We start from the raw sequence: 12172 nt of genomic DNA, 5'->3' as shown, positions 1-12172 counted from the left end.
GATTGTATGGGCGTGCTTGGTTGAACGGTTCAGCGTCTATGCGGGTCAACTGATTCTCTACGTCAGATCAAACAGGTGAACGAAATGGCCAAGACTTACAGCTACGCCGCCCAGAACGCCAAGGACACCCTCAAGCCCTACACCTTCGAGCGCCGTGCGCCGGGGGCTGACGATGTACAGATCGACATTCTCTATTGCGGGGTATGCCACTCCGACCTGCACACCGTGCGCAACGAGTGGCACAACACCCTTTACCCTTCGGTGCCCGGGCATGAAATTGTTGGCCGGGTGACGGCGGTGGGCGCCAATGTGAAAAAATTCAAGGTCGGCGACCTGGCCGGCGTCGGCTGCATGGTCGACAGCTGTCAGCAGTGCGCATCCTGCGCGCAGGGCGAGGAGCAGTACTGCGAGAACGGCTTTACCGGCACCTATAACGGCCCGGTGTTCGGCGGCGAAAACACCTTCGGCGGCTACTCGGACAATATCGTGGTCAAGGAGCAGTTCGTACTGCACATCTCCCACGACGCCTCGAACCTGGCGGCCGTGGCGCCGTTGTTGTGCGCGGGCATCACCACTTACTCGCCGCTGCACCACTGGAAGGTCGGCCCCGGCCAGAAAGTCGGTGTGGTCGGCCTTGGCGGGCTTGGGCATATGGCCGTCAAGATTGCCCACGCCATGGGCGCCCACGTGACGCTGTTCACCACCTCACCGAACAAGCGCGAAGACGGTCTGCGCCTGGGTGCCGACCAGGTGGTAGTTTCCAAAAACTCGGATGAAATGGCCAAGGTCGCCAACAGCCTGGACTTCATCCTCAACACCGTCGCCGCACCCCATGACCTGGATGCCTTCCTCAACCTGCTCAAGCGCGACGGCACCATGACCCTGGTCGGCGCCCCCGACAGCCCGCACCCGTCGCCCACGGTATTCAACCTGATCTTCAAGCGCCGCAGCCTGGCCGGCTCGCTGATCGGCGGCATCCAGGAAACCCAGGAGATGCTGGATTTCTGCGCCAAGCACGGGATTGTCTCGGATGTGGAAATGATCGATATCCAGGGCATCAACGAAGCCTATGAGCGCATGCTCAAGGGTGATGTGAAGTATCGTTTTGTGATCGATATGGACAGCTTGAAGCGCGAAAGCCATGCAGCCTGAGACGCAGCAGATCTAATGTGGGAGGGGCGGTGTGACGATTCGACTTGACCCCGATGGCCATGGGTATCTACACAACTTTGGTTACGCCGCTGGACCTGTGGGAGGGGGCTTGCTCCCGATGGCGGCCTGACAGCCCACCAGGATGTTGGAGTTGATCGAGTACATATCCGTTATTTGGGTTACGGCCACTATTGGTTCCGCTTTTACAGCGGGTCACTTTTGAAAAGAGCCCAAAAGTAACCAAAAGGCTCTTGCCCCACCACTCGGCACCTCGCCCAGGCTCGGTGTGCCCGTAATCCGCCATGGATTTGGGGGGCCGCCGCCACGCGCCATCCATGGCGCGGGGCGGCTAAACCGGCATCCCTGCCGGTTTACCCCCCAAATCCCTGTCGAATTCCGGCCAGCGTGGTTTAACGGGGCGCCTGAGATCAAAAGCAGATCAAGATCAAGCGCGGCTCGCTTCGCATCGTGGTTACTGATGGTGGCTGCGTGAGTTGTGTAGATATTCATGAGCCGATGAGGGAGTGTCAGATGAACATATCTGAGGCTGTCCCAGCGTCATCGGGAGCAAGCCCCCTCCCACATTTTGACCGAGTAGGCTAAACAGCTCGCAGTTGGGTATCACACCACCATAATGATCTTCGACACCAACTCCACCACGGTCTTGGCCTGCAGCTTCTTCATCAACCGCGCCCGATGCACCTCCACCGTGCGGTGGGAAATCGCCAGGCGCAGGGCGATTTCCTTGGACTTGAAGCCATTGACGATGTGCATGGCGATCTCGCGCTCCCGGGGTGTGAGGTCGCCTGTGCCCTGGTGCAGGCGGTCCAGGCGTTCGAAGTGCCAGATCATCAGCTTGAACGGGTCTTTGGGGGTGAGGGTGTAGCCGTGGGACTTGGCCCAGAATACTTCGCCGTTATGATGCTGCATGAAGCGCTCATCGGAGTAAAAGCCGTTGTCGCTGTCGAGCAGCCAGTCATGGCTGCGCTTGCCGATGGCGTGGTAGTCGGCCTGGGACGGGTAGATCAGCAGGGTCAACTGATTGACCAGCGCGTCGCGTGTATAGCCGAACAGTTTCAGGAAGGCGTCGTTGCAGTCGAGTATCACACGATTGCTGGTGACGATCTGCGGGGCAGGAGACAGCTTGAACGCCAGGCGTTCGAGGTCTTGGAATTGTTGTGCTAGCGCGTTCATGGGCGTCCTGCCTCGTTGTTCAATACCCTGGCGCGCTACTTACCTATGTAAGTAGTTACACGAATTGGCGCGCGACCGGGGGTGGGTCATTGTAGGTAAAGTCCGGATCAAGAACAGAAGAAATTGATTATGCCTGCTGATTGCGTCTCCATTGTTGCCGCTGGTCATTCCCGTTTCGGTCGCCTGGAAGGCACCACGCTGGAAGACTTGATCGTCCAGGTCACCCGTGAAGCCCTGAACGACGCCGCGATTGACGCGTCGCAAATCGACGCGCTGTTCCTCGGCCATTTCAATTCGGGGCTGGTGCCCGATGGGTTTGCCGCCTCGTTGCTGCTGCAGGCCGACCCCGGGCTGCGCTTCAAACCCGCCACCCGCTGCGAAAACGCCTGCGCGTCCGGCTCGGCGGCGATCCAGGCGGGGGTCAATGCGATTCTCTCCGGCAGCGCCGAACTGGTGCTGGTGGTGGGCGCCGAGAAGATGACCCACACCAGCACCGCCGCCGTCACCCAGGCCCTCGCCGGTGCCGGCTACCAGAATGATCCGGCCGAAGCCGGCCTGAGTTTCCCGCAACTGTTTGGCCGCGCTGCGCAGCAATACGCCGAGCGCTATCACTGCCCGCTGGGCTCGATGGCGGCCATCGCCACCAAGAACCACTCCAACGCCATGGCCAACCCGCTGGCACAGATGCATCGGGAAATGAATTTCGAGCACTGCAACAACGTGTCCCAGAGCAACCCGTTCGTGGCCGATTCCCTGCGCCTGACCGACTGCTCGCTGATCAGCGACGGCGCCGCCGCGATCATCCTGGCGTCGCCCAAGCGTGCGCGGGCATTTCGTCGCGATGTGCAGATCCGGGCGATGACCCAGGTCAACGACACCTTGCCCATCGCCCAGCGCGATATCCTGGCGTTTGAGGGCCCGCAGCGGGCGATCCATTCAGCCCTGCGCGGGGCGAATGTGACCCTGGCCGACCTGAGCTTCGCTGAGGTTCATGACTGCTTCACCATCGCCGAGTTGCTGATCTACGAAGCCATGGGCCTGGCGCCCAAGGGCGAGGGACACCGCGTACTCGACAGCGGGGTAGTGCGCGCCGGCGGGCGCTTGCCGGTGAATCTTTCCGGTGGGCTCAAGGCCAAGGGGCACCCCGTCGGCGCCACCGGTGTCTCCATGCATGCCTTGGCGTTCCGGCAATTGACCGGCGAACCGATTGGCCTGGCGGCGCCCAACCCGGAATTTGGTCTGGTGTTCAACATGGGCGGCATGGCGGTGGCCAACTATGCCTCGGTCCTGCAGGCGCGCAGGAGCTGAGCCATGAACATTGCCAACTGGCTGCACGACACCCAGCGTCGTACCCCCCAACGCCCGGCGCTGTTCGACGGCCCCGTGCAAGTGGCCGACTACGCCACCTTCGCCGCCCATGTGCGCCAACGCGCCGCCTGCCTGGTGGACCAGCACGGCCTGGTGCCGGGAGATGCGGTGGCGCTGCTGATGAAAAACAGTTGCGACTACCTGGAATTGCTCTACGCCATCTGGTGGATGGGCGCCGTGGCGGTGCCGATCAACGCCAAGCTGCACCCCAGCGAAGCGGCGTGGATCGCGGACAACGCCGAGGCGCGGTTGATCTTTACCGATGGCGGCGGGGTGTTTTCATCGCGGGATTTGCCCTCGCGCTGCAAAGAACTGGACGGCCACCTGCGGCCGCCAGACCGTGGCTGGCCGACCCTGGAGCACCCGATGCCGCGCCAGGATCAGGACCTTGCCTGGCTGTTCTATACGTCCGGCACCACCGGGCGCTCTAAAGGGGTGATGCTGTCCCATGGCAACCTGGTCGCCATGTCGCTGTGTTATGCCACCGATGTCGATGCGGTCAGCGCTGACGATGCGGCGGTGTATGCCGCGCCGATGTCCCACGGTGCCGGGCTGTACAACTTTATCCATGTGCGCTGCGGCGCACGGCATGTGGTGCCGGCCTCCCACGGCTTCGACGCCGCCGAGCTGTTCGGGCTGGCAGAGCAGGTAGGCCGGGTGTCGCTGTTTGCCGCACCGACCATGGTCAAACGCATGGTCGAGCAGGCCCGACGCCAGGATTATCACGGCGCCGGCATCAAGACCATTGTGTATGGCGGTGGGCCGATGTACCTGGCGGACCTGCGTGAAGCCGTCGACACCTTCGGCCCGCGCCTGGTGCAGATCTACGGCCAGGGCGAGAGCCCGATGACCATCAGCGTGTTGCCCCGTGCAGTGATCGCCGAACGCCAGCGCCCTGACTGGGACAGCCTCGCCGCCTCGGTGGGCCATGCGCAAGCCTGTGTGGAAATCCGCATCCTCGATACCGAGCACCAGCCACTGCCCACGGGTGAGCGCGGCGAAATCGCCGTACGTGGCGCCACGGTGATGCAAGGCTACTGGCGTAACCCGCAAGCCACGCGCCAGACCCTGGTGGACGGCTGGCTGCTGACCGGCGATATCGGCTACCTCGACGCGGCCGGCTACCTGACCCTGACGGATCGCTCCAAGGACGTGATCATCAGCGGCGGCAGCAATGTATACCCCCGCGAAGTCGAGGAGGTGCTGGCCCAGCATCCCGACGTATTTGAAGTGTGCGTAGTGGGCGAACCGGACGCGCAATGGGGCGAGTCGGTAGTGGCATTCATAGTCACCCGCAACGGCCAGCCCCTCGACGAAAGCGAACTCGCCGCCTGGTTCCTGGCGCGCATGGCCTCGTTCAAAAAGCCGAAAAAGTATGTGTGGCGCAGCGAGCTGCCGAAGAACAGCTACGGCAAGATTCTCAAGACCGACTTGCGGCAGTGGTTGAAAGCAGCGAGTATCGCCGCGCTTTGACATGGATCGACAATCAGACAAGGAGTCCCCTCGATGGGCAATCCCGCACAAGACACTGTCCGCAAGCGCCGCCGTGCGTTTCTCGGTGCCACCTCCGGCCACTTGATCGAGTGGTACGACTATGGCGTCTACGGTTTTCTCGCCGTCTATATCGGCCAGGCGTTCTTCGTCTCCGATGACCCCACTACCAGCCTGTTGGCCAGCTTCGCTGCGTTTGCCTTGAGCTTTTTTATCCGTCCCCTGGGCGGACTGTTCTTCGGCCCGCTGGCGGACAAGATCGGCCGGCGCAAAACCCTGATCATGGCGCTGGTGATGATGACCGGCTCCACGGTGATGCTCGGCCTGTTGCCGACTTACGCCAGCCTGGGTATTGCCGCGCCGATCCTGCTGATCCTGGTGCGCTGCGTACAGGGCTTCTCGGCCGGGGGTGAGATCGGCACCGTCACCAGCTTTATCTCCGAATACGCCGGCCCCGGTCGTCGCGGCTTCGCTACCTGCTGGTTGATGGTCACCGCCGTGCTTGGCCTGTTGCTGGGCGGCGCCGTGGCCAACGGCATGACCTGGGTGCTGGGCGCAGAGGACATGCAGGACTGGGCCTGGCGCATCCCGTTCCTGATCGCCGCCCCCCTGGGCTTTATTTCCATGTACATCCGCCTCAAGCTCGAAGACAGCCCCGAGTTTTTAGCCCTGCAACGCGCCGGGCAAACCTCGCGGGCGCCACTGCGGGACGTGTGGCAGTACAAGCGTGCGATTGCCCTGGTGTTCTTTATCATCACCCTGCACAGCTCGATTTTTTACCTGGTGCTGACCTTCGCCTCGACCTACATGGCCAAGATCCTCAAGTTCGACAGCGGTACGACGTTGCTCTACGTATTCGTCGCCAGTTTTTCGGCGGCCTTCGTGATGCCGTTTGGCGGGGCATTCACCGATAAATACGGGCGCAAACCGTTCCTGATGGTGGTCGGTACGTTGGCAACCCTGGCAATGTTCTGGCTGTTCAAGTCGGCCCCCACCGCCACCCCTGCGTCGTTCTTTGCGCCGCTGATGGCGGTGGCGATTTTGTTCGGGCTGTATGCATCGTCGACCTATGCGTTGATGAGCGAGTTGCTGCCGACGCGGATTCGCTCCACCGGAATTGCGGTGGCGTATAACGTGCCGGTGGCGGTGTTTGGCGGCAGTGCGCCGTTGATTTCCACCTGGTTGATCAAGGTAACGGGGGACATTACCTCGCCATGGTATTTCTACGTGGCGACCGGGGTGGTGTCGTTGGTGGCGCTGGTGGTGTTGCGCAAGGAGGACTTCGTCGCCAGCGGTCAGCCGGTTGCAGTGCCGGCGGATGCGGCATTGGCCTGATGGCTCCTCCCATATTTTGAGCTGCATACGTCTGCTTAATCGTTAATAGTGGGCGTGCTGTAACCTACCGAAAACCGAGCGAGTTGCGATGCTGGCTACCCGTCTGACCTTGATCTGCCACGCCGTCACCCCCCTGCAAAAACAGGGGCGTTTTCCCGACGACGAATCCGTGGTCATGGACTGGCAGGGCGCGGCGTTATCCCTGGCCGGGCGCTATAAAAAACAGCCACGCCTGCTGTGTGGCCCCGAGGCCAGGGCTCGTCAGACAGCCGGCTTGTTCGGCGATAACGCTGAGATTGAAATGGCGTTGCGCGATGCTGATTTCGGCTCATGGAAAAGCCAGGACATCAGCCAACTCGATAGCGAAGCCTTGACAGCCTGGAGCACAGACAGCACCAGCGCACCCCACGGCGGCGAGTCGGTGGAGCAGCTTTGCATGCGGGTCGGCCAATGGCTCAAATCCCTCGAAAGCCACCCCGGCCATGTAGTCGCCGTGACCCACCCGTTCGTGATTCGCGCCGCGATGCTGAATGTCATGCAGCTGCCGGCCTCGATGTTCTACCGGATCGACGTCGAGCCGCTGTCCGCCACAGAGCTGCGCTTCAACGGTGTATGGCGCCTGCGCCTGGAAACTCACGCCTGACTGCGGGATCATGGCAACATCCACGCCCCGCACTGAGAGCACTCCATGAAACGCATCCTGATCATCGGCATTGGCGCCGGCAACCCCGACTACATCACGATGCAGGCCGTGAAGGCGCTGAACCGTACCGACGTGTTCTTCCTGATGGACAAGGGCCAGAGCAAGGACAAGCTGATCGACCTGCGCCGTGAAATCTGCGAGACCTACATCACCGAGCCCGGCTACCGTTTTGTCGAGGCCGACTGCCCTGAGCGCGTGCGTGGTGAGATCGACTACACCACTGCCGTGCAGGACCTGAACCGCGATAAGCAGCAGACTTTCGAACGCATGATCAACGAGGAAATGGCCGACGGTGAAGTGGGCGCATTCCTGGTCTGGGGCGATCCTGCACTCTACGACAGCACCATCCGCATTCTGAAGGCGATCCTTGCCAGTGGCCGTTGCGTGTTCGAATTCGAAGTGATCCCGGGCATCACCAGCGTGCAGGCCCTGGCAGCCCAGCATAAGGTGCCGCTGAACCGCATCGGCAAGTCCATCGAGATCACCACCGGGCGTCGCCTGGCAGCGGGGCAGGCGAGTGATGCCGATACCCTGGTGGTGATGCTCGACGCCGAAGACTCCTACCGCAGCGTCGTCGACCAGGACCTGGATATCTATTGGGGCGCCTACCTGGGCACGCCGGACGAGATCCTGATCAGCGGCAAAGTCGCTGAAGTGGCGCAAGAGATCGAACGGGTACGCAAGGCTGCGCGCCTGGCCAATGGCTGGATCATGGACACTTATCTGTTGCGCAAACCCTGAGGACGCTTCCCCATGCTCAAACTGTTTGCCCTGGCGCTGACCCTGGTCGCAAGTGCCGCTCACGCCGATTCCACCTTGCACACCGACTTGCCGCTGGCGTACCTGGAACAGACCCAGGGCGATGCGCGCAACCAGCCGCTGGTGATTTTCCTGCACGGCTTTGGCAGTAACGAGGAAGATTTGTTTGGCATCAAGGACGCGTTGCCGTCCACCTGGACCTACCTGTCGGTGCGCGCGCCGATGCCAGTGGAACCCCAGGGTTACCGCTGGTTTACCAAGACCGATGAGCCCGATTACAACGGCGAGACTGCGGACCTGCACAGCAGCGCCACGCTGATCGAGGACTTTGTCGGCAAAGCCACCGCCAAGTACCACACCCAAAGCGACCGTGTGTTCCTGGTGGGGTTCAGCCAGGGCGCGATCATGTCTTACGAGGTGGGTTTGCGTCAGCCTGAACTGATACGTGGGATTGCGGCGTTGAGCGGCAGTGTATTGCCGGTCCTCAAGGCTGAGCTCAAGCCCAGGGAATCATTGGGCAAGCTGGCGATTTTTATCGGCCATGGCACGTTGGACCAGGCGCTGCCGTACGCATCTGGCACGCGGGCTAATGAGGTGCTGATGGGGCTGGGCTTGAAGCCGGAGTTTCATGGTTATCCGCAGATGAATCACACGATCAGCGAGGCGGAAGTGCAGGATCTGAAAGCCTGGCTAGAGAAAAACTTGAAGTGAAATGCGGTTAAAAATGTGGGAGGGGGCTTGCCCCCGATGGCGGTGGGTCAGTTATAGATGTATCAACTGACACTCCCTCATCGGGAGCAAGTCGAATCGTCGCACCGCCCCTCCCACATTTGATTTGTGTTGTCTGGGAAAATTGGATTACTTACCGCCAGTAATCTGCTTCACCAACTGCGCATGCCCCTTCACATCATCGGCCCGGGAAATCGCCTGGATCACCAACAATTGGTTGCCGGAACCGCCGAGGATAGTGGAGTTCAAGGTCTTGCCGCCGCCCTGGGTAGCAGTGCTGTCCACTTGGCGCAGGCCGAGGCCCTTGTAGGTGAGTTTTTTCTCGCCCAGTTTCTTGAAGTCAGGCAGGGCAGCACTTTGGTCCTTGACGAAATCGGCCACGGCGCCATCGAGGAACTGTGGGTCGTTATCCTTGATGGTCGCACCGTCTTTACGCACGGTTTCGGCAACGATCACCACGCTTTTCGTGGTCGGGTTGGCGTACAGGGTGCCTTGGGTATCGGCGGTGCCGTCATCGGCCTTGCCGGAGGGCAGGGCATCGGCACTGTAGGCCTTGGGCAGGTCGAAAGTGAACTTGCCACCCAGGGTGGAGATCGTCTGCGTGTCTGGCTTGGGGGCCGCGAATACGCTGCCGGCGCTCAGCGCCAGGCTCAGCAGCAGTGCGGTCTTGGTGAAAGTGGCCATGAAGCACTCCAGGGATGAACGAAATTGCGATCTATTCTGTCAGAAAATTCGCAACTTCGTTCATCTCCAGCCTCAGACCTTGCCAGACTCTTCCTCAAGCCTGTCCATCTCGAACAGTCGCGCCAGCTCTGCCCTGGCTTCCTGGGCGGTTTGCATGACTTTGGCCGCATCGTCGTACACCGCGTGTTGGGCGGCGAGCACTTGCTGGTCGTGATTCTTGAAGCGGTTGATGCGTGCGTCAGCCTGAGCCTGGGTCAAACCCAGGCCCACCAGGGTGCGGCGGCTCATTTCCAGGCTGGAATAGAAAGTTTCGCGCACCGGTGAGGCGTCCAGGTCTACCAGCCGGTGTACGTGCTGGCGGTTACGGGCACGGGCGATGATCTTCATGTGCGGGTAGAGGTTGCGCACCAGTTCGGCGGTCTTGATGTTGATCTCCGGGTCGTCCATGGCAATGACGAAAAACTCCGCCTGGTCTACCTTGGCCGCATGCAGGATTTCCGGGCGCTGGGGGTCGCCGTAGAATACTGGCATGCCGCCGAAACTGCGGGTCAGCTCGATGGTTTCCACTGAGGTGTCGAGGGCTATAAACGAAATGTTCTGGGCGCGCAGGATCCGCGCCACGATCTGGCCCATCCGACCCATGCCGGCGATGACCACACGGGGGGCGTCGCTCTCGATGGCGCGGTATTCCTCCGGCACTTCCACCGGCTTGACCTTGGGCTTGAACAGCTTCGGGCACACCAGCAGCAACAGCGGGGTTACCGCCATGGACAGGGTGATGGTCAGCACCAGCACGTCGTAGAGGTGCGGTTCGAACAAACCCTGGTCGCGGCCGATCTTGAACACTACGAAAGCAAACTCACCGCCCGCCGCCAGTACCACGCCGAGGCGCAAGGCGCTTTCGCGATTGAGGTCGCCCACCATTCGCCCCACGGCATACAACAGGGGCAGTTTCAAACTGATCAACAGCAAGGTCAGGCCGATCACCACCAGCGGCGTGCTGAACAGCAGGCTGAGGTTGGCGCCCATGCCCACGCTGATAAAAAACAGCCCCAGCAGCAGGCCCTTGAATGGCTCGATCTGGGATTCCAGTTCGTGGCGGTATTCCGAGTCGGCCAGCAGCAGGCCGGCGAGGAAGGCGCCCAGGGCCATGGATACGCCGACCAACTCCATCAGCCACGCGGTACCGATCACCACCAGCAGCGCGGTGGCGGTGGACACTTCGCGCAGGCCGGTCTTGGCGACGATGCGAAACACCGGGCGCAGCAGGTAGCGTCCGCCGATGATCACCACGGCGATGCTGCCCAGCACTTGCAACACATGTTGCAGGCCCTGGGCCTCGGTGGTCGGATGATCGCTGCCGGCCAGCAACGGCACCAGGGCGATCAGCGGGATGGCGGCAATGTCCTGGAACAGCAGGATGGCAAAGGCCAGGCGCCCGTGGGGTTGGTTGAGTTCCTTGCGCTCAGCCAGGCTTTGCAGGCCAAAGGCGGTGGACGACAGCGCCAGGCCCAGGCCCAGCACAATGGCGCTGTTCAATGACTGGCCAAACAGCCACAACGCCACTGCGCCCATGACCATCCCGGTGAGCAGCACCTGCGCCAGGCCGACGCCGAACACCGCCTTGCGCATTACCCACAGGCGCTTGGGCGACAGCTCCAGGCCGATGATGAACAGCAGCAACACTACGCCCAGTTCCGAAAACTGCGCCACGCTTTGCGGGTTGCCGATCAGGCCCAGCACCGAAGGGCCGATGATCACCCCGGCGAACAGATAGCCCAGCACCGCGCCCAATTGCAGGCGCTTGGCCAGCGGCACGGTCAATACGGCGGCGAACAGGAACACCACGGCCGCTTGTAACAGGTTGCCTTCATGGGGCATTGCGAACTCCATTGTTTACTTGGATCAACAGCTGACCGCTCCTATGGGGGGCGGAAACAGGGCGTTATTAAAGCGCTTTTTCACATTTTGAAACTTGTATTTTTGTCGCGACGGTCAATGGTTGACGGTGGCAGTGGCACCTGGGTAGCGGGCGGCAGTCGGTGGTGCGGCGGTGCAGAACGCGTTGCTCAATGCCGATGTGGCAGGGGCGCGTGCAGCTTTCGACAGCTTGTCCGGCGAGATCCGTGCCAGCACCGCCAAAGCAATGCTCGAGGATTCGCGTTACCGCCGGTTGCCACGGCTCACCCGCCAGGCTGAAGAATGCACACACAATTTCTTCCGGAACGGTTGGCTGGCTAACCAGCCTCGTCCTAAGGTTATGCCCTTGAGTTTATATTCCTTGGATGGCATATTTGCATGGTCTGGCATTGAATACACGGATGAGTTCGGGGACTGGTGGGGTGGCTTGGATTACGTAAAGAGGGCCGTGACCATGGCTAAGAAATTCGCGGAACTGAAAGCTCGCATGACGCCCGAGTCGCTAGCCGATGCCGAGCAGATACTTCAGCAACATTTGAAAGAAATGCCACTGCATGAGTTGCGCAAGGCCCAGCATTTGAGTCAGGCAAGCCTGGCGAAGGCGTTAAACATCAATCAGGCGGCGGTATCGAAGATGGAACGGCGCACTGACATGTACATCAGTACGTTGCGTGACTATATCCGTGCGATGGGCGGTGAGTTGGAAATTATTGCGACCTTTCCAGATGGCCAGGTCAAGATTGACAACTTCGCTTGCTGATACTGCTGAAACCCCCGTATGCCCGGCCAAACCGGGCTTTTTGCTACCTGCTTTCTTTATAGTGGGACAGTCAACGT

The 12172-nt window shown here is 61.1% G+C and carries 11 protein-coding genes; 8 read left to right on the top strand and 3 right to left on the bottom strand.

Going from position 1 to position 12172, the window contains the following annotated elements:
• The first annotated feature begins 84 nt into the window (after positions 1-84).
• A complete protein-coding gene (locus BLU48_RS12900; RefSeq protein ID WP_057022645.1) occupies positions 85-1152 on the top strand; it encodes an NAD(P)-dependent alcohol dehydrogenase in 1068 nt (355 codons plus the stop codon).
• Between the two features lie 621 nt (positions 1153-1773).
• On the opposite strand, the gene BLU48_RS12890 is transcribed toward BLU48_RS12900, so the two are convergent.
• Positions 1774-2346: a LuxR C-terminal-related transcriptional regulator gene (locus tag BLU48_RS12890; RefSeq protein WP_057022644.1), complete on the bottom strand. Its 573-nt coding sequence runs from the start codon at positions 2344-2346 to the stop codon at positions 1774-1776.
• Positions 2347-2475: 129 nt separating this feature from the next.
• Between BLU48_RS12890 and BLU48_RS12885 the strand changes: the two genes are divergently transcribed.
• The 6 genes from BLU48_RS12885 to BLU48_RS12860 all read left to right on the top strand — a co-directional run bounded on the left by BLU48_RS12885 (position 2476) and on the right by BLU48_RS12860 (position 8713).
• Complete coding sequence (locus tag BLU48_RS12885) at positions 2476-3654, top strand: acetyl-CoA acetyltransferase (protein ID WP_057022643.1); 1179 nt, start codon at positions 2476-2478, stop codon at positions 3652-3654.
• Positions 3655-3657: 3 nt separating this feature from the next.
• Entirely contained in the window at positions 3658-5187 is a 1530-nt protein-coding gene (locus tag BLU48_RS12880) for a class I adenylate-forming enzyme family protein (protein ID WP_057022642.1), read from the top strand.
• A gap of 33 nt (positions 5188-5220) precedes the next feature.
• Positions 5221-6540: an MFS transporter gene (locus BLU48_RS12875; RefSeq protein ID WP_057022641.1), complete on the top strand. Its 1320-nt coding sequence runs from the start codon at positions 5221-5223 to the stop codon at positions 6538-6540.
• A gap of 88 nt (positions 6541-6628) precedes the next feature.
• A complete protein-coding gene (locus tag BLU48_RS12870) occupies positions 6629-7183 on the top strand; it encodes a histidine phosphatase family protein (protein WP_056846792.1) in 555 nt (184 codons plus the stop codon).
• A gap of 45 nt (positions 7184-7228) precedes the next feature.
• Entirely contained in the window at positions 7229-7984 is a 756-nt protein-coding gene (gene cobF, locus BLU48_RS12865; RefSeq protein WP_057022640.1) for a precorrin-6A synthase (deacetylating), read from the top strand.
• Positions 7985-7996: 12 nt separating this feature from the next.
• Entirely contained in the window at positions 7997-8713 is a 717-nt protein-coding gene (locus BLU48_RS12860; protein WP_057022639.1) for an alpha/beta hydrolase, read from the top strand.
• Positions 8714-8860: 147 nt separating this feature from the next.
• Here the strand turns inward: BLU48_RS12860 and BLU48_RS12855 are convergent, their stop codons facing one another.
• Entirely contained in the window at positions 8861-9415 is a 555-nt protein-coding gene (locus tag BLU48_RS12855; RefSeq protein WP_057022638.1) for a DcrB/PsbP domain-containing protein, read from the bottom strand.
• Between the two features lie 72 nt (positions 9416-9487).
• A complete protein-coding gene (locus tag BLU48_RS12850) occupies positions 9488-11296 on the bottom strand; it encodes a monovalent cation:proton antiporter-2 (CPA2) family protein (RefSeq protein WP_057022637.1) in 1809 nt (602 codons plus the stop codon).
• A gap of 493 nt (positions 11297-11789) precedes the next feature.
• Here BLU48_RS12850 and BLU48_RS12845 point away from each other — a divergent pair, with 493 nt between their 5' ends.
• On the top strand, positions 11790-12095 hold the full coding sequence (locus BLU48_RS12845) for an XRE family transcriptional regulator (protein WP_057022701.1): 306 nt from the start codon (positions 11790-11792) through the stop codon (positions 12093-12095).
• The last annotated feature ends 77 nt before the right edge of the window (positions 12096-12172 follow it).

It is taken from the genome of Pseudomonas synxantha, assembly GCF_900105675.1.
Taxonomy (GTDB): domain Bacteria; phylum Pseudomonadota; class Gammaproteobacteria; order Pseudomonadales; family Pseudomonadaceae; genus Aquipseudomonas; species Aquipseudomonas synxantha.
Note: the sequence above shows the minus strand (reverse complement) of the source record. Positions and strands in the feature narration are given on the sequence as shown.